The following is a 17,695-nucleotide window of genomic DNA, read 5'->3' on the forward strand; positions in this document are numbered from 1 at the left end:
CCTTACTTGTACCTGATAGCTGGGTTAATGGCGGCGTAGAGCAGATCCACCACTAAGTTGATAACAATAAATTCCAGCGAGAACAGCAACACTTCCGCCTGAATCACCGGGTAATCACGCATCTCAACCGAATCCACCAGCAGGCGCCCAAGGCCCGGCCAGTTAAACACCTTTTCGACCACAATTGAGCCGCCAAGCAAGAAGCCGAACTGTAGGCCCATCATGGTGACAACCGGGATCATCGCGTTGCGCAGCCCGTGTTTGATAACTATCAGCGTTTCGCTCACGCCTTTAGCGCGTGCGGTACGCATGTAATCTTCTTGCAACACATCAACGAACGAGGCTCGTGTAAAGCGCGCCATTACCGCCGCTACCGCTGCGCCAAGCGTCACCGAGGGCAGAATATAGTGCTGCCAACTATCGGCTCCTACGGTCGGCAACCAGCCCAGTTCGACAGAGAAAACCTGCATCAGCAACATACCAAGGGCGAATGCCGGGAAAGAGATACCGGATACGGCAATGGTCATGCTTAGCCGGTCTGGCCAGCGGTTGCGCCAGACGGCAGCAACAATGCCAGTGAACAGGCCGAAAATCACTGCCCAAACCATGCTGGTGATAGTCAGCCAGAAGGTCGGCATAAAGCGGCTGGCGATCTCTTCGGAAACCGGGCGGCGCGAGACCATTGATGTGCCGAAATCGCCCTGCAAAATATTACCGATGTAATGCAAAAACTGCTGCCACAGCGGCAAATCCAGTCCTAACTGTTTACGCACCATCTCGATAACTGTGGCGTCTGCTTCCGGCCCGGCAATCAAGCGAGCCGGGTCACCAGGCAACATATGGACGAACAAAAACACCAGCACCGCGACAATCAACAGTGTAGGGATAAGACCCAGCAGACGTTTGAGGAAGTAGTTAAACAATGGCGCTCCATCGGGTTAAGTATTGCGGTGGATGTCGCTTACGCTAATCCACCTTACAACAGCACAGTCCGTTGTTATTTCAAATCCGCATCATCAAAACTAAATCCGGTATCCGGCATCACATAAAAACCGCTAAGGTTTTTGCTGTGTGCAGAAACCAGTTTTTCAACCACCAGTGGCACCCACGGAGACTCTTTCCAGATAGTGTCCTGCGCGTCTTTGTACAACTTCGCTTTGTCATCACGATTGGTGGTTTTCAGCGCTTCACTCAAATCTTTATCCACCTGTGGGTTGCTGTAGAAAGCCGTGTTAAACAGTGTTGGCGGCCAGTTTGATGAGGCAAACAATGGCGACAGTGCCCAGTCTGCTTCGCCGGTCGAGGCCGACCAGCCGGTGTAGAACATTCTCACACCGCTCTCTTTCTGTCCTTTGCCTTCTACTTCAGCGGCACGCTGCCCGGCATCCATCGCCGTGACTTTCACTTTAATGCCGACCTGCGCCAGTTGCTGCTGGGTGAACTGCAATACTTTCTGGGCGGTGCTGTGGTTGTGCGATGACCACAAGGTGGTTTCGAAACCGTTCGGATAACCCGCTTCTTTCAGCAGTTCACGCGCTTTTGCCGGATCATACGGCCATGGTTTGTATTTTTGCGCGAAGTCGATTGATGGCGGCACAACGCCTTCGGCTGGGGTCGCATATCCGGCAAACGCCACTTTCACCAGTGCCTGGCGATTAATCGCGTAGTTAATCGCTTCACGTACTTTAGGGTTATCAAACGGCTTTTGCGTCACGTTCATGCTGAGATAGCGCTGCATGATGGAAGGTGAAGCCACCAGTTCCAGCTTGTCGTTTTTCTCAAGCACCCCTGCCTGCTCGTAAGGGATTGGGAAGGCAAACTGCGCCTCGCCGGTTTGCAGCATGGCCGCGCGGGTATTGTTATCAACTACCGGGCGCCAGGTGATAGTGTCGAGTTTTGGCAGGCCCTGTTTCCAGTAACCGTCGAATTTCTTCACCTTCACAAAATCGGTCTGGTTCCAGGTATCCAGCTGATACGGGCCGGTGCCCACCGGGTGGAAGCCAATTTCTTTGCCGTATTTTTTCAGCGCCGCCGGGGAAATCATCGCCGTTGCCGGGTGGGCAAGAATATTAATAAACGCCGAGAATGGCTGTTTCAGCGTGATTTTCACGGTGTTGGCGTCAACCGCTTCGGTGCTTGCAATCGCTTTATACAGGTTATAGCGCTTGAGATGGTTTTCCGGATTGCTGGCGCGATCAAGGTTCACTTTCACCGCGTCGGCGTTGAAGTCGGTGCCATCCTGGAATTTAACGCCCGGATGCAGTTTGATGGTGTAAACCAGTCCATCGTCAGAAACGGTGTAGCTTTCCGCCAGCACATTTTGCAGTTTCATCTCTTTATCAAGGCCGAACAGCCCCTGATAAAACGACTTTGCTACCGCCTGTGAAAGCGTGTCATTGGCATCATACGGGTCAAGCGTAGTGAAGTTGGATGCAACAGCGACGACAACATCCTTTGCAGCAAATGCCGGTGTAGCGATGACGCTGGTCGCCAGACCCGCTGCCAGCAGCCATTTTTTATTCTCAAATATGGTCATTGTGTTCCCCTGTTTATCCTTGGCCGGAATATTATTTTTACTGGGGCCGGGCGACAAAATGCCCCGGTCCCACATTTACAAGCGTTGCAACCTTCGGTTCACTCCCCAGTTTGTGCGTGCTACTGGGGATGTCATCAGAAAGCAAAACCGGTTTTGGACGACGATGTGCGGGATCTGCAACCGGAACCGCCGCCATTAATTTTCGGGTATACGGGTGTTGCGGGTTTTCAAACACCGCGCGTCGCGGGCCTATTTCAACAATTTGCCCGAGATACATCACCGCAACGCGATGGCAAATACGCTCCACCACCGCCATATCATGAGAAATAAACAAAAAGGCAATGCCAAATTCGCGCTGTAGGTCGAGTAATAAGTTGATGATTTGCGCGCGAATTGAAACATCCAGCGCCGAGACGGATTCATCGGCAATCACCACTTTGGGATTAAGTGCCAGCGCTCGTGCAATGCAAATACGCTGGCGTTGCCCGCCAGAAAATTCGTGCGGATAACGCCAGGCGTGTTCAGGCAGCAAACCAACACGCTCCAACAACCAGGCTACACGTTGCTGAGCCTGCTCTTTGGGCATCACGTTATGTACCAGTAATGGTTCCATAATCGAATAGCCCACCGTCAGGCGCGGGTCGAGCGAGGCGTACGGGTCCTGGAAGATAAACTGGATGTCTTTGCGTACATGCTGCATGTCCGCGTTTGACAGCGTGTCGATGCGCTGCCCGTTAAAGTGAATGCTGCCACCCTGGTTTTCTACCAGCCGCAATAACGCCCGCCCGGTGGTGGATTTGCCACTACCCGACTCTCCCACCAGTCCTAACGTTTCGCCAGGCCATAAATCAAAACTCACTTTTTCCACCGCATGAACACGGCTGGTGACGCGGTTAAAAATGCCACTGCGAATATCAAAACGTGTCACTAAATCGCTGACTTGCAAAATGGGAACGGAACAGGGGGCGACGGTGTCTTGCTCCGTTTCCGGTTCTTGTTGCTCTGGATTATCTGGATCAATCAGCGGGAATTTGCAGGGCAAATCGCGCCCATTCATCGCACCAAGGCGTGGCACCGCAGCCAGTAATGTTTTGGTGTAAGGATGCTGCGGTGCATTAAAAATCTGCTCCACAGTCCCCGTTTCAACCGCCTTACCGCGATACATCACCAACACGCGGTCCGCAATATCCGCCACCACGCCCATATCGTGAGTGATAAAAATCACCCCCATTTGCATTTCATCTTGCAGGACGCGAATAAGCTGGAGGATTTGCGCCTGGATGGTGACGTCCAGTGCCGTTGTCGGTTCATCGGCAATCAGCACCGCCGGGCGGCATGAGAGCGCCATGGCAATCATCACACGCTGGCGCATGCCTCCTGAAAGCTGATGCGGGTAGCGCCCTAAAATGGCTTTCGCCTCTGGGATACGTACCCGTTCGAGCATACGGCGAGCTTCCTCCATCGCCGCATGTTTATCGAGCCCTTGATGCAAACGAATAGACTCGGCGATTTGCTCGCCAACCGGAAACACCGGGTTTAGCGATGTCATCGGCTCCTGAAAAATCATCGCAATATCCGCACCGCGCACATGGCGCATTTGCGAGGAGCTTAACTCTGCGGGTTCAATTACCTGGCCATTGCGGCGGCGCAGCAGGATTTTTTCGCTTTCGACAATGCTCGCTGACTTGTCGAGCAGGCGCATTAACGCCAAAGCAGTGACTGATTTCCCTGAGCCAGACTCCCCGACAATCGCCAGTGTTTCACCACGCTTTAGCGTTAATGACAGGTCTGACACCGCCTGGGTATCGACTTTTTCCTGGCGAAAGCTAACGTTGAGTGCACTGACAGATAGCACTTCATCATCGGGCAGTTCGTGACTATGGGGCATCAATGCTCCTGGCTGCTATAGATTCCGACGCTCGGAGCATCACCCACGTAACCGTAGCCGCGATACATTCCTTCGCTGTTAAAAGGCAGTGCCACATTGCCCTCGCTATCAATGGCAATCACTCCGCCGCTGCCTTCTAGCGCAGGGAGTTTTTCCATCACCACACGTTCTGTCGCCTGATGCAGGCTGAGACCTGCATATTCCATCAGAGCCGCTATATCGTAGGCCGCCAGTGTCTTCATAAACACTTCACCGGTTCCGGTGCATGAGACCGCAACGTTTGCGTTATTGGCGTAACAGCCAGCGCCAATAATCGGTGAGTCACCAACACGGCCTGGCATTTTGTTGGTCATGCCACCCGTTGAGGTAGCCGCCGCCAAATTGCCATATTGATCGAGCGCGACGGCACCGACGGTGCCAAATTTGGTGCTGGGGTTAATCGGCTCGTCGTGATCCAGCACGGTTTGCTGGCTTGCTCGGGCGAGCTGTAACTGATCCCAGCGCTGCTGAGTAAAGAAGATGTCGGGCGAAACCGGCTCAAGCCCCTGCTGTTCGGCAAAGTTTTCGGCACCTTTACCAATCAGCAAAACGTGCGGGCTGTGTTCCAGCACCTGGCGCGCGGCAAGAATCGGGTTGCGGATATGGCTCACACCCGCCACCGCACCGGCTTCAAGGGTGTTGCCATCCATAATGCAGGCATCGAGTTCGTGGGTGCCGTCGTGGGTAAAGACCGCGCCGATCCCGGCGTTAAACAGCGGGCATTCTTCGAGCATACGCACCGCTTCGGTCACCGCGTCCAGCGCAGTGCCGCCGGCGGCCAGCAATGCCTGGCCCGCCTCAACAATGTCCGATAATGCTTTGATATAAAGCAGCTCTTTTTCGGGGCTGAGTTGCGCGCGAGTGATGGCTCCTGCGCCACCGTGGATAGCAATTACTGCTTTGGTCATATCGACGTAGCCCTGTCATGTGAAGTCCGGTTTTACTTTCTCTATAAATATCAGATTAGTCGAACCGGCTTGAGACGATTTTTGAATATAGAAAGATGTAAATGTGATGTAAAGGTAAATGGTGCCTTGGGTTACTCCTCTTACCCTAAATAATTCGAGTTGTGGGACAAAAGGCTTCAGCCTTTTGAACAGCGCTTGCGCTGGCCCCAAAGGGGCGAGGCTTCGCCGAGTAACGCGGCAAGGGAGCTTATCCCCAGGAGCTTACTTGAGTAAGTGACTGGGGTAAGTGAGTGCAGCCAACACCCCCACAACTTGAAGTATGACGGGTATATCAGCCAGCGGCGTTTCTCTGCCATAATGTCCGACATATTTTTCCCGCGCCGCAGGAGCTTTCATGGAATTTACCGCCGGGCTTATCCCGCTTGAAACCGCAATGGAACAGATGCTTTCGCGTATTGTTCCTGTCACCGAATCTGAGTCTATCCCTTTGCTGAAGGCGTGTGGGCGCATTACGTCGCACCCTGTCACTTCTCCAATTGATGTTCCGGGTTTTGATAATTCAGCAATGGACGGTTATGCGGTGCGTCTGAAAGACCTGGCTCTGGGAACAGCGTTGCCGGTAGCAGGAAAAGCCTTTGCCGGGCAGCCTTTTGCCGACGAATGGCCGCAAGGCACTTGCATTCGTATTATGACTGGCGCGCCTGTGCCGCAAGGAACCGATGCCGTTGTGATGCAAGAAGAAGCTACCGTGACTGAAAGCGGCGTGCGCTTTAACGAAGCGGTGAAAAACGGGCAAAACGTGCGTCTGCGCGGTGAAGATATTCGCCAGGGCGGCAGCGTGTTGTCTGCGGGTAAAAAGCTGACGGCGGCGGAATTACCGCTGATTGCCTCGTTGGGTATTCCTGAAGTCGCGGTATTACGCAAAGTTCGCGCGGCAGTGTTCTCAACCGGCGATGAACTGCAACTACCGGGCACACCACTTGGCGACGGTCAAATATACGACACCAACCGCCTTGCTGTGCATATCATGCTGGAGCAGTTGGGCTGTGACGTTATCGATTTAGGGATTATTCGTGATGACCCCGAAGCCCTGCGCGCCGCATTTATCGAAGCAGACAGCCAGGCCGATGTGGTTATCAGCAGCGGCGGTGTTTCCGTCGGTGAAGCGGATTACACCAAGCAATTGCTCGAAGAGTTAGGCGAAGTTGGTTTTTGGAAACTGGCAATTAAACCGGGCAAACCTTTTGCCTTTGGCCGCCTGAAAAACAGCTGGTTCTGCGGCCTGCCGGGTAACCCGGTTTCTGCGGCACTCACTTTCTATCAACTCGTGCAGCCGTTATTAGCCAAATTAAGTGGTCAGCAAGGAAATGCCCTGCCACCACGCCAGCGTGCTCGCACGGTCGGACGCCTGAAAAAGTCTCCGGGCCGCCTCGATTTCCAACGCGGCATCATGCGCACCGGTGAAGACGGGCAATTAGAAGTGCTGAGCACCGGCCACCAGGGCTCGCATATTTTCAGCTCATTTAGCCAGGCCAACTGTTTTATCGTGCTGGAACGCGAGCGTGGCAATGTTGATGCAGGCGATTGGGTTGAGGTTGAACCATTCAATCACCTGTTCGGGGGCTAAAGATGAGCGCTGAATTAAGCGACCAGGAAATGCTGCGCTATAACCGCCAGATTATTCTGCGCGGTTTTGATTTCGACGGGCAGGAAGCGTTGAAAGCTGCGCGTGCATTGGTTGTTGGGCTTGGCGGGCTGGGTTGTGCTGCCGCCCCGTATCTTGCCGCTGCGGGTGTCGGGCACCTGACATTGCTGGATTTTGATACCGTGGCGCTGTCGAATTTGCAGCGCCAGACGCTGCATCGTGATGCCACTATCGGGCAGCCAAAAGTCGATTCTGCAAGGGATGCGCTGGCGGCAATTAATCCGCATATTCAGATTGATGCTATCAATGCGCTGTTAGACGAAGCGCAGTTGCTGGAATTGATTGCTGAGCACGACCTGGTGATGGATTGCACCGATAACGTGGCGATTCGTAATCAGCTGAATCAGTGCTGTTTTACGCTGAAAAAACCGCTGGTTTCCGGCGCGGCGATTCGTATGGAAGGGCAAATCAGTGTGTTCACTTATCAGGATGGCGAACCTTGTTATCGCTGCCTGAGCCGCCTGTTTGGCGAGAATGCGCTGACCTGTGTGGAAGCGGGCGTGATGGCCCCGCTAGTCGGGATAATTGGTTCATTGCAAGCGATGGAAGCCATCAAGCTACTGGCCAATTACGGTACACCTGCGAGCGGGAAAATCGTGATGTACGATGCGATGACCTGCCAATTCCGCGAAATGAAACTGCCGCGTAACCCGCAATGTGAAGTGTGCGGAACTCACTCGTCATAAAGCCCTACACTACTGACCGCCGTATGGCTCTTGTTTGGGCGAATACGGCGCACTGACTCTCGCACTACCAGCATGCCATTGAGCAGTAAATTCCCGACCGGTGCATCCGGACGAATTAAACGTTGCTGGAGTATATGCACGGCCTCTTCGCCAAGCTGGTCACGCGGTACATGAACCGAGGTCAGCGGCACATCATGAATAGCGGCCAGGTTAAAGCCGTCGATACTCATCACTGAAATATCGTGCGGCACGCGTAGTCCCGCATTTTGAAGTGCGCTTACAGCCCCTGCAGCCATAAAATCACCACCCACTAACAAGGCGGTTGGTAGCTGATGACGAGGCGTCTTTTCCAGAAACTCACTGATTAATCTTTCGCTCTCTTTAGCACTGAAATTTTGCGCGGTAATCAGATGCTGCGCAGGCAGAGCAAATTGACCACAGCTTTGTGCCCCTGCTCAAATAAGTAGCTTGCCGCATAGTCGCCAATCAGTTGGTGATCGGGTGCAACGCCGGGAAGGCGCATTTTGCGGTCGCGACAGTTGATCAACTGGAACTACGACAAAGTGCCGCAGCCGAAAGTAATGAGCCAGGCGTTCCACGACGCAGGCATTAAACTGGCGGCAAATATTAAGCCGTGCCTGTTGCAGGATCACCCGCGCTACCAGGAAGTGGTGGAGCAAGGTCTGTTTATTCAAGACTCCGAGCAAGATAGCCCGGAACGTTCAATCTTCTGGGACGATGAAGGTTCACATCTCGACTTCACCAATCCGGCAACGGTGAAATGGTGGCAGAACGGTGTCACCACGCAGTTGCTGGAAATGGGTATCGATTCTACCTGGAACGATAATAACGAATACGAAGTGTGGGATGGCGAAGCGCGCTGCCACGGTTTTGGCGAAGAGATTGCTATCAAAAATATCCGCCCCGTGATGCCACTGCTGATGATGCGCGCCTCTTTGGAAGCACAGCAGAAGTTTGCTCCCGGAAAACGCCCATACTTGATCTCACGTTCCGGTTGCGCCGGGATGTTCGCGCTGGTGCTGCCCTGCCGCATTCTGCACGTATTACGCATGTGTTAGCGAGCGCTGACAATGTTCGCGAACTGAAAGTGTATCCGCTGCAAGGTAGCGGCGTTTCTCACGGTAGCCTGTTTGAAGATGACGGCGAGTCATGGGGTTATCAGCAAGGCAACGCGCTGTGGCTGAACTGGGAAATTCGCTGTACGGCAGACGATATCCGCGTGGAGTTCACCCGCAAAGGTGATTACATCCCAGCGTGGAAAGAGATGACGTTAACGTTGCCGGTGGGTGAGAAGCGCCGTTTGATCGTTGATGGGAAAGAACAGGATAGCTGGAAGATCTGAAACATAAAAAAAACCGCCGAATTCGGCGGTTTTTTCTTTTAACGCTAAATTAGCCGTCAATACCTTTACTACGCAGGTAATCTTCGTAGCCACCGGTAAAGTCAATCAAGCGCTCTGGCGTAATCTCAATCACGCGGGTTGCCAGCGAGCTAACAAATTCACGGTCATGAGAAACAAAGATTAGCGTGCCCGGGTACATTTCCAGCGCCATGTTCAGCGATTCAATAGATTCCATATCCAGGTGGTTGGTTGGTTCATCCATGACCAGAACGTTAGGACGTTCCATCATTAATTTACCAAACAACATGCGGCCTTTTTCACCACCGGACAGCACCTTCGCAGGCTTTTTGATATCGTCCTGGCTGAACAACAGACGGCCAAGGATGCTGCGCACCGCTTGCTCGTCGTCACCTTCTTGCATCCACTGGCTCATCCAGTCGAACACAGTCAGGTCATTTTCAAATTCGTATTCGTGATCCTGTGCGTAATAGCCGATTTGCACGTTCTCAGACCACTTCACAGTACCTGCATCTGGCGTCAGTTCAGAGACCAGAGTTTTAAGCAGAGTAGTTTTACCCACGCCGTTGGTACCCAGAATGGCGAGTTTCTCACCCACTTCCAGCAGCATGTTAACGCCTTTGAACAACGGGCCGTTATCAAAGCCTTTAGCCAGACCTTCAACTTCAAGCGCATTACGGAACAGTTTCTTGTCCTGCTCGAAGCGAATGAATGGGTTCTGACGGCTGGATGCTTTAACTTCGTCCAGTTTGATTTTATCAATCTGGCGAGCACGAGAAGTCGCCTGGCGAGATTTAGAGGCGTTGGCACTAAAGCGGCTAACGAAGGATTGCAGGTCAGCAATCTGCGCTTTTTTCTTCGCGTTATCAGACAACAGACGTTCACGCACTTGTGTTGCCGCTGTCATGTATTCGTCGTAGTTGCCTGGATAAACACGCAGTTCGCCGTAGTCCAGATCCGCCATGTGAGTACACACCATGTTCAGGAAGTGACGGTCGTGCGAAATGATGATCATGGTGCTGTTACGTTCGTTGAGCACGGTTTCCAGCCAACGAATGGTGTCGATGTCCAGGTTGTTCGTCGGTTCATCAAGCAGCAGGATTTCTGGGTTCGAGAACAGTGCCTGCGCCAGCAACACGCGCAGTTTCCAGCCTGGAGCAACTTCGCTCATCGGGCCGTAATGTTGTTCTACAGGAATGCCTACGCCTAACAGCAGCTCACCCGCGCGTGCTTCAGCGGTGTAACCGTCCATTTCGCCGTAAAGGACTTCCAGGTCGGCCACTTTGTAGCCGTCTTCTTCGCTCATCTCTGGTAACGCGTAAATACGGTCGCGCTCTTCTTTTACTTCCCAGAGTTCAGCGTGGCCCATGATTACCGTGTCGAGAACGGTGAATTTTTCAAAGGCAAATTGATCCTGACGCAACTTACCGAGGCGTTCGTTCGGATCAAGTGAAACGTTACCCAGCGTTGGCTCTAAATCGCCACCGAGGATCTTCATAAAGGTAGACTTGCCGCTACCGTTAGCGCCGATCAAGCCGTAACGGTTGCCGCCGCCAAATTTGACAGAAATATTTTCAAACAACGGCTTACTGCCGAACTGCATTGTGACGTTACTGGAAACTAGCACAGAGATGTCCTGGTAAAATTGTAATATGTGAGATCGGGCACATTATGCCATAACTCAACGTGCAGATCGCTCTGCTTGTGCGCTGGTGATAAAATAATCAATATGCAAAAAAGTGTGATTTAATCCACATCTGATTTCCCAGGCTGAGGGAATGCACATATAATGCGCGCTCAAATCGCTCCGTTTCTTCACTAACTAGCCTGCATGGCCATAAATACATTGCATAACATGAATATGAAACTACGCACAATTTTACTGGCATTTGTGGCTGTTGTGGCTTTTAGCAAAACAGCTTCTGCCGTGACCTATCCTCTGCCAACCGATGGCAGCCGTCTGATTGGTCAAAACCAGGTTGTTACAATTCCTGAAGGTAGCACCGCACCGCTGGAAGAATATGCAGCGCGTTACCAAATGGGGCTTTCCAACATGTTGGAAGCAAACCCAGGCGTTGACCCGTATTTGCCAAAACCAGGCACCATCCTGAACATTCCTCAGCAGCTCATCCTGCCGGATACCGTTCATGAAGGCATTGTCATCAACAGTGCTGAAATGCGCCTCTACTATTACCCTGCGGGTACTAACACTGTAATCGTGTTGCCAATCGGTATCGGCCAGTTGGGTAAAGACACCCCGCTGAACTGGACGACCAAAGTAGAACGTAAGAAAGCAGGCCCGACCTGGACGCCGACTGCAAAAATGCATGCGGAGTACATCGCTGCCGGTACGCCATTACCAGCCGTTGTTCCAGCTGGCCCAGACAACCCTATGGGTCTGTATGCACTGTACATTGGCCGCCTGTATGCAATTCACGGTACCAACGCGAACTTTGGTATCGGCCTGCGTGTAAGCCACGGTTGTGTGCGCCTGCGTAATGAAGACATTAAGTTCCTGTTCGAGAAAGTGCCAGTCGGTACGCGTGTTCAGTTCATCAATGAACCAGTGAAAGCAACTGTTGAGCCTGATGGTTCGCGCTACATTGAAGTACACAACCCACTGTCTACGACTGAAGAGCAGTTCAACTCGACTGAAATCGTGCCAATCACGCTGAAAAGCAATGTGACTGCGATTACCGCTCAGCCTGATGTTGATAGCGCCGTAGTAGACCAGGCTATTCTGGGCCGTTCCGGTATGCCGGTTCGCCTGAACTAATCTGTTGCTTGAGCAAAAAAGCGACCTGCGGGTCGCTTTTTTTATACCTGCAAAACATGGTGCTGTGAGATTGCCCAAAACATTCTGGAAAGTTCCTTCGAGGAATATTTGGTATGCTCATAATTCATGATGTGATCGGTAGCACATTTTAAGCTTTAATTGTATGATGAATGCGTTTCTTAAAGGGTAATCACCATGCGTAACTTGCTCACCGTAATTTGGCAGTACCTGAGATCTTTTATATTAATTTACATATGCTTATATGCAGGCATTGCAATCTCTTCGTTGCTACCAATCACCATTCCCGGCAGTATTATTGGCATGTTAATTCTGTTTGTTTTGCTGTCTCTGCAAATCCTGCCAGCCAAGTGGGTTAAGCCAAGCTGCCATCTGCTTATTCGTTATATGGCGCTGTTGTTTGTACCGATTGGCGTGGGCGTTATGCAGTATGTCGATATCATAAGACAACAATTTGGTCCGGTGGTGGTTTCCTGTTTTATCAGTACCTTAGTGGTATTAGTGGTCGTAAGCTGGAGTTCTCATTTAGTGCACGGTGAGCGCAAAGTAGTCGGTGAAAACGAGGGCGAAACAAAATGATGCATCATATCTGGTGGTCTTTACCTTTAACGCTGGTGACTTTCTTCCTCGCCCGCCAAATCGGAATGCGTTATAAGTCGCCGCTGCTGAACCCATTATTAGTTTCAATGATTGTGATAATCCCCATTCTGGTGTTTACCGGTACGCCATACGATCACTATTTTTCGGGCAGTAAAGTATTGAACGATTTACTGCAACCGGCGGTTGTTGCCCTCGCCTTCCCGCTTTACGAACAGCTTCATCAGATTCGCGCGCGCTGGAAATCCATTATTACCATCTGTTTTATTGGCAGCATGGTGGCGATGGTGACCGGAACATCCGTTGCATTATTAATGGGCGCAACACCGCAAATCGCCGCGTCAATCTTGCCTAAGTCCGTCACCACGCCGATTGCGATGGCGGTTGGTGGCAGCATCGGCGGTATCCCCGCAATTAGCGCCGTATGCGTGATTTTCGTCGGTATTCTTGGCGCAGTATTTGGCCACACTCTTTTAAACTTGATGCGTATCTCAACCAAAGCCTCACGCGGCCTGTCAATGGGAGCGGCATCTCATGCTCTGGGGACTGCTCGTTGCGCTGAAATGGATTTCCAGGAAGGTGCGTTCAGCTCTCTGGCTCTGGTCATTTGCGGCATCATGACCTCACTTATTGCCCCGTTCTTATTCCCGGTGCTTTTAGCTATGTTTGGTTAAAACTTGCGAGAGATCGCGCAATTTCGTTCTTTATTTCATATGTTGCATTTGTATTTAGATAAAGATCACATATAAAGCCCATACAGATCCGTAAACTGCGGTTCAATTACTTGTTATGAGGCTACTACTTATGCGCTCACGTTTTCAGGCTGCTCTCGCACAGCTCCCGGCTTCTCTGCAAGCCGCTTTGCAACCTCTGATTGCTGATTCTCACTTCCCGGCAATGTTTAGTGCAACGGAAGTAGATTCACTGAAAGCCCAGACTGGACTGGATGACGACGCACTAGCATTCGCTTTGCTACCGCTTGCAGCCGCCTGTGCTCGTGCTGATTTATCTCAGTTCTATGTTGGTGCCGTGGCTCGTGGTGTAAGCGGTAATCTCTATTTTGGCGGCAATATGGAGTTTCTTGGCTCCACCATGCAGCAGACCGTTCATGCCGAGCAAAGCGCGATTACCCATGCGTGGATGCGCGGGGAAAAAGCTCTTGCTGCAATTACCGTTAACTACACGCCTTGTGGACACTGCCGCCAGTTTATGAATGAACTGAACAGCGGGGTGGCATTGCGCATTAACCTTCCAGGCCGCAAACCTGCAACCCTGGGCGACTATTTGCCTGATGCCTTTGGCCCTCGCGATTTAGAAATCAAAACATTACTGCTTGATGCAATGGACCATGGCTTTGCATCGCACGGTGATGAACTAAGTCAGGCGGCTATTGCGGCAGCTAACCGCAGCCATGCGCCATACAGTAACGCGCCTTCTGGTGTGGCACTGGAAATGCGCGATGGAACTATTTTCAAAGGAAGTTATGCTGAAAACGCAGCATTCAACCCTTCCCTGCCGCCACTGCAAGCTGCATTGAATCTGCTTAGCCTCTCAGGCTATGACTACAATGAAATTCAGCGAGCGATCCTTGCAGAGAAAGCCGATGCGCCATTGACGCAATGGGATGCCACTGCCGCGACCCTGAAAGCTTTGGGCTGCCTGAATATCGACCGCGCACTTCTGAGCTAAAACTCACAGAACGGGCGTAAATGCGCCCGTTCTGGCGAATTTTAATTCAACCAACTCCACGAATCTTGCTCTTAACCACCAGGTAAAGTAGCCTTGAATAAAATTTCATCCCTTTATTGAGCCGCAAGTCCATGTTGAAGCGCTTGTTTTATAGCCTGTTGGTCATCATCGGCTTGGCTGTGATAGCTGCGCTGTGTCTTGACCGCTGGATAAGCTGGAAAACAGCGCCTTACGTCTACGACGAACTTCAGGATCTGCCGTACCGCCAGGTCGGTGTGGTGCTGGGAACCGCCAAGTATTACCGCACTGGCGTGATTAATCAGTACTATCAATTCCGTATTCAGGGCGCTTTAAATGCTTATAACAGCGGCAAAGTGAACTATCTGCTATTAAGTGGAGATAATGCCCTGCAGAGTTACAACGAACCGATGACCATGCGCAAAGATCTGATTGCCGGTGGCGTTGACCCTGCCGATATCGTGCTGGATTACGCCGGTTTCCGAACACTTGATTCCATCGTGCGTACTCGCAAAGTGTTTGATACTAATGATTTTATTATTATCACTCAGCGTTTCCATTGCGAACGAGCACTCTTTATCGCCCTGCATATGGGGATTCAGGCGCAGTGTTACGCCGTTCCTTCACCGAAAAATATGATGACTGTACGTATCAGAGAATTTGGTGCGCGTCTGGGTGCGTTGGCAGATTTGTATATCTTCAAGCGAGAGCCACGTTTCCTAGGGCCGCTAGTCCCTATTCCCGCCATGCATGAAGTCCCCGAAGATGCACAAGCTTATCCGGCTGTGACGCCAGAGCAGTTGCTGGAATTGCAGAAGAAAGATAAGAAATAGAGGCTAGAAAAAGCGTATAAAAAAACCCGCACATATCTTCCTGTGCGGGTCTTGGTAAAACCGTTGAGATTACTTCTTACGAGCGTACTTCAGAGAATCCAGGGCTACTGCGAAGATAATAATCGCGCCTTTGATAATGTACTGCCAGTAAGGGTTCACGCCGATATAAGTCAGACCGTAGTTGATGACCGTAAAGATGATTACACCGGTCACTACGCCTACAACCGTACCCACGCCACCGCTGAATGACACACCGCCTACCACGCATGCCGCAATCGCATCGAGTTCGTACATAAAGCCGAGGTTGTTGGTTGCAGAACCGATACGACCTGCTTCTAACATCCCGCCGAAGGCATAGAACACACCGGACAGCGCATAAATCATGATCAGGTTCAGTGCAACGTTAACGCCTGAAACTTTCGCCGCTTCCGGGTTACCACCGATGGCGAAGATGTTCTTACCAAAGCGAGTTTTGTTCCACAGCACCCATACGAACATCACAGCAAATAGTGCATAGAAGGTAATGTAGGATAGCCGGAAACTACCTAACGCAATAAAGCCCTGGGTAAATGTCGAGAAATGCGATTCAAAACCAGAAACCGGCGATGCTCCGACAAAGTCGTAATACAGGGAGTTAATACCGTAAACGATAATCATGGTACCCAAGGTGGTGATAAACGGCGTCACGTTCAGGTAGGCGATGATAATTCCGTTTACCAGACCAATGACTGCACCGATAGAGCACACGATAAGCAGTACCACCGGGATAGGAAGGCTGTGCATCTCAGGGAAAACTTTATTGACGTTATCCATTGATTGCAGCAGTGTAGCCGCGATTACCGCCGCAAGCCCCACCTGACGACCAGCAGAAAGGTCAGTACCCTGGGTCACAATCAGCCCCGCCACGCCCAATGCAATAATAATACGCACCGAGGATTGGGTAAGAATATTACTTAAGTTGAGTAAACTTAAAAACGTCGGATCCTGGAAAATAATAATTGCCAGTAGCACCAGTAAAACGACATAAATGCCGCCTTCTTTCAGATAAGTTAGAAAACTTTTCTTATTTAACGCACTCATTTTCAATAGCCCCTAAATTATCAAAGATGCACTGACGCAAGACGTAATATTTCGTTCTGCGTGGTTGTTTTAGTGTCTACAATTCCGGCAACAAGACCATTGCTCATCACCAGAATACGGTCTGTAATCCCTAACAACTCCGGCATTTCGGACGAAATAATAATGATTCCTTTCCCTTTCTTAGCAAGTTCAGCAATCAGCTGATAAATTTCGAACTTAGCACCAACATCGATCCCGCGAGTTGGTTCATCCAGCATTAAGATCTCAGGCTGTGTTAACAACCAACGCCCGATAATAACTTTCTGTTGGTTACCACCAGATAAAGAACCAATAGAAGTACGGTGACCAGGTGTTTTTACACGCATTGAGTCAATTACCCATTGGGTATCACTTTTCATGCGTGAATTATCTAATAAGCCAACTTTGTTTTTATAATTGCGAATATTAGAAATCAGCGAGTTAAAACCAATATCCAGATAGGCGTAAATCCCTGTTGAGCGACGCTCTTCAGTTACTAACGCAAAACCATGGTTAATCGCTTCATTGGCCGAATGGTTATTAATTTTTTTACCGTGCAGGTTAATGGTTCCGGCCGATTTTTCGCGGATACCAAATAACGTTTCAACGATATCAGTACGCTTCGCACCGACCAGACCGGCAATACCGAGGATTTCCCCTTTATGCAAATCGAAGGAGACATCACGAATTGAAGGCTGACGCAACGAAGTCAAATTACGCACTTCCAAAATCACGTCACCCGGCACGTTCTCTTTTGTCGGGAAGCGTTGGTTCAGAGAGCGCCCTACCATCATGGAGATGATTTTATCCATGTCCAGCCCTTCTAATGGCTGGGTGGCAATCCATTGTCCGTCACGCAAGATGGTTATCTCATCACACAGTTGGAAGATCTCTTCCATTTTGTGAGAAATATAAACAATGCCGCAGCCACGTTCTTTTAATTTACGAATGATTTTGAAAAGGTGGTTAACTTCCTTTTCTGTCAATGAGGATGTTGGCTCATCCATAATGACAATTTTAGCATTGTAAGAGAACGCTTTAGCGATTTCGATCATCTGCATTTGTGATACCGACAAAGTGCCCACGCGTGCTTTAGGGTCAATATCAATATCCAGCTCATCAAATATATGTTTGGTATCACGGTACATTTTGTCTTGATCGACAAACATACCTTTGGTTGGGTAACGCCCCAGCCACATGTTATCCATAACGGTACGTTGTAATACCAGGTTTAACTCCTGGTGTACCATCGAGATACCGTTCTCCAGCGCTTCTTTAGTGCTGGAAAAATTTACTTCTTGTCCCTGAAAAAGAATGCTGCCGGAATCTTTGCTGTAGATCCCAAAAAGACATTTTAATAACGTTGATTTACCAGCCCCGTTTTCACCCATTAATGCGTGAATAGAATGAGGACGGACTTTTAAATTAACATTATCCAGTGCCTTAACGCCGGGGAATGATTTATTAATGTTGGTCATTTCCAACAAATATTCCGACGACTGATTTGTAATATTGTCGACCAT

General features: G+C 50.6%; 14 protein-coding genes and 2 pseudogenes. 8 read left to right on the top strand and 8 right to left on the bottom strand.

Features of this window, described 5'->3' with window-relative positions:
• Positions 1 to 2: 2 nt before the first annotated feature.
• From gsiC to LVQ77_RS09980, 4 genes are all read right to left on the bottom strand, one after another.
• The gene (gene gsiC, locus LVQ77_RS09965; RefSeq protein ID WP_232904361.1) at positions 3 to 923 is read right to left on the bottom strand and encodes a glutathione ABC transporter permease GsiC; all 921 of its coding nucleotides are present in this window, start codon (positions 921 to 923) and stop codon (positions 3 to 5) included.
• 74 nt (positions 924 to 997) lie between these two features.
• Entirely contained in the window at positions 998 to 2,536 is a 1,539-nt protein-coding gene (gene gsiB / locus LVQ77_RS09970; protein WP_232904362.1) for a glutathione ABC transporter substrate-binding protein GsiB, read from the bottom strand.
• A gap of 37 nt (positions 2,537 to 2,573) precedes the next feature.
• The gene (gene gsiA / locus LVQ77_RS09975) at positions 2,574 to 4,424 is read right to left on the bottom strand and encodes a glutathione ABC transporter ATP-binding protein GsiA (protein WP_232904363.1); all 1,851 of its coding nucleotides are present in this window, start codon (positions 4,422 to 4,424) and stop codon (positions 2,574 to 2,576) included.
• Positions 4,424 to 5,371 carry an isoaspartyl peptidase/L-asparaginase gene (locus LVQ77_RS09980; RefSeq protein ID WP_232904364.1) on the bottom strand — a complete coding sequence of 316 codons (948 nt, stop codon included), beginning with the start codon at positions 5,369 to 5,371 and terminating at the stop codon, positions 4,424 to 4,426. The genes gsiA and LVQ77_RS09980 overlap by 1 nt, the downstream gene beginning before the upstream one ends.
• A 394-nt stretch (positions 5,372 to 5,765) precedes the next feature.
• Between LVQ77_RS09980 and moeA the strand changes: the two genes are divergently transcribed.
• Positions 5,766 to 6,998, top strand: coding sequence for a molybdopterin molybdotransferase MoeA (gene moeA, locus LVQ77_RS09985; RefSeq protein WP_232865157.1), 1,233 nt, complete (start codon positions 5,766 to 5,768; stop codon positions 6,996 to 6,998).
• A gap of 2 nt (positions 6,999 to 7,000) precedes the next feature.
• Positions 7,001 to 7,762: a molybdopterin-synthase adenylyltransferase MoeB gene (gene moeB, locus LVQ77_RS09990; RefSeq protein ID WP_232904365.1), complete on the top strand. Its 762-nt coding sequence runs from the start codon at positions 7,001 to 7,003 to the stop codon at positions 7,760 to 7,762.
• Here moeB and LVQ77_RS09995 read toward each other — a convergent pair.
• Positions 7,750 to 8,309, bottom strand: a pseudogene (locus tag LVQ77_RS09995) (substrate-binding domain-containing protein); the annotation flags it as partial. The gene moeB and the pseudogene LVQ77_RS09995 sit on opposite strands and share 13 nt — an antisense overlap.
• On the opposite strand from LVQ77_RS09995, the pseudogene LVQ77_RS10000 reads away from it, so the two are divergent.
• Positions 8,296 to 9,125, top strand: a pseudogene (locus tag LVQ77_RS10000) (glycoside hydrolase family 31 protein); the annotation flags it as partial. The pseudogenes LVQ77_RS09995 and LVQ77_RS10000 sit on opposite strands and share 14 nt — an antisense overlap.
• Before the next feature lie 49 nt (positions 9,126 to 9,174).
• On the opposite strand, the gene LVQ77_RS10005 reads toward LVQ77_RS10000, so the two are convergent.
• Positions 9,175 to 10,770: an ABC-F family ATPase gene (locus LVQ77_RS10005; RefSeq protein ID WP_232865153.1), complete on the bottom strand. Its 1,596-nt coding sequence runs from the start codon at positions 10,768 to 10,770 to the stop codon at positions 9,175 to 9,177.
• A gap of 228 nt (positions 10,771 to 10,998) precedes the next feature.
• Here LVQ77_RS10005 and ldtB point away from each other — a divergent pair, with 228 nt between their 5' ends.
• From ldtB to sanA, 5 genes are all read left to right on the top strand, one after another.
• Positions 10,999 to 11,919 (top strand): L,D-transpeptidase, encoded by a 921-nt coding sequence (gene ldtB, locus LVQ77_RS10010; protein WP_034458635.1) that lies wholly within the window; start codon positions 10,999 to 11,001, stop codon positions 11,917 to 11,919.
• Between the two features lie 195 nt (positions 11,920 to 12,114).
• Complete coding sequence (locus LVQ77_RS10015) at positions 12,115 to 12,516, top strand: CidA/LrgA family protein (RefSeq protein WP_232867006.1); 402 nt, start codon at positions 12,115 to 12,117, stop codon at positions 12,514 to 12,516.
• Entirely contained in the window at positions 12,513 to 13,208 is a 696-nt protein-coding gene (locus tag LVQ77_RS10020) for a CidB/LrgB family autolysis modulator (protein ID WP_232867003.1), read from the top strand. Before LVQ77_RS10015 ends, LVQ77_RS10020 begins: the two co-directional genes overlap by 4 nt.
• 130 nt (positions 13,209 to 13,338) lie before the next feature.
• Entirely contained in the window at positions 13,339 to 14,223 is an 885-nt protein-coding gene (gene cdd / locus LVQ77_RS10025) for a cytidine deaminase (protein WP_154154862.1), read from the top strand.
• A 131-nt stretch (positions 14,224 to 14,354) separates the two neighbouring features.
• Positions 14,355 to 15,074, top strand: coding sequence for an outer membrane permeability protein SanA (gene sanA, locus LVQ77_RS10030; protein WP_034458641.1), 720 nt, complete (start codon positions 14,355 to 14,357; stop codon positions 15,072 to 15,074).
• A 69-nt stretch (positions 15,075 to 15,143) separates the two neighbouring features.
• On the opposite strand, the gene mglC is transcribed toward sanA, so the two are convergent.
• A complete protein-coding gene (gene mglC / locus LVQ77_RS10035) occupies positions 15,144 to 16,154 on the bottom strand; it encodes a galactose/methyl galactoside ABC transporter permease MglC (RefSeq protein ID WP_064512455.1) in 1,011 nt (336 codons plus the stop codon).
• A gap of 20 nt (positions 16,155 to 16,174) precedes the next feature.
• Positions 16,175 to 17,695 carry a galactose/methyl galactoside ABC transporter ATP-binding protein MglA gene (gene mglA / locus LVQ77_RS10040; protein WP_151994480.1) on the bottom strand — a complete coding sequence of 507 codons (1,521 nt, stop codon included), beginning with the start codon at positions 17,693 to 17,695 and terminating at the stop codon, positions 16,175 to 16,177.

Source organism: Buttiauxella cochleicola, from assembly GCF_021282435.1.
Taxonomy (GTDB): Bacteria; Pseudomonadota; Gammaproteobacteria; order Enterobacterales; family Enterobacteriaceae; genus Buttiauxella; species Buttiauxella massiliensis.

Excerpts from the sequence above, each read along its gene's own strand:
- gsiB (WP_232904362.1), bottom strand. The coding sequence starts at position 2,536 with ATGACCATATTTGAGAATAAAAAATGGCTGCTGGCAGCGGGTCTGGCG.
- gsiA (WP_232904363.1), bottom strand. The coding sequence starts at position 4,424 with ATGCCCCATAGTCACGAACTGCCCGATGATGAAGTGCTATCTGTCAGT.
- LVQ77_RS09980 (WP_232904364.1), bottom strand. The coding sequence starts at position 5,371 with ATGACCAAAGCAGTAATTGCTATCCACGGTGGCGCAGGAGCCATCACT.
- moeA (WP_232865157.1), top strand. The coding sequence starts at position 5,766 with ATGGAATTTACCGCCGGGCTTATCCCGCTTGAAACCGCAATGGAACAG.
- moeB (WP_232904365.1), top strand. The coding sequence starts at position 7,001 with ATGAGCGCTGAATTAAGCGACCAGGAAATGCTGCGCTATAACCGCCAG.
- ldtB (WP_034458635.1), top strand. The coding sequence starts at position 10,999 with ATGAATATGAAACTACGCACAATTTTACTGGCATTTGTGGCTGTTGTG.
- LVQ77_RS10015 (WP_232867006.1), top strand. The coding sequence starts at position 12,115 with ATGCGTAACTTGCTCACCGTAATTTGGCAGTACCTGAGATCTTTTATA.
- LVQ77_RS10020 (WP_232867003.1), top strand. The coding sequence starts at position 12,513 with ATGATGCATCATATCTGGTGGTCTTTACCTTTAACGCTGGTGACTTTC.
- cdd (WP_154154862.1), top strand. The coding sequence starts at position 13,339 with ATGCGCTCACGTTTTCAGGCTGCTCTCGCACAGCTCCCGGCTTCTCTG.
- sanA (WP_034458641.1), top strand. The coding sequence starts at position 14,355 with ATGTTGAAGCGCTTGTTTTATAGCCTGTTGGTCATCATCGGCTTGGCT.
- mglC (WP_064512455.1), bottom strand. The coding sequence starts at position 16,154 with ATGAGTGCGTTAAATAAGAAAAGTTTTCTAACTTATCTGAAAGAAGGC.
- mglA (WP_151994480.1), bottom strand. The coding sequence starts at position 17,695 with ATGGTCGACAATATTACAAATCAGTCGTCGGAATATTTGTTGGAAATG.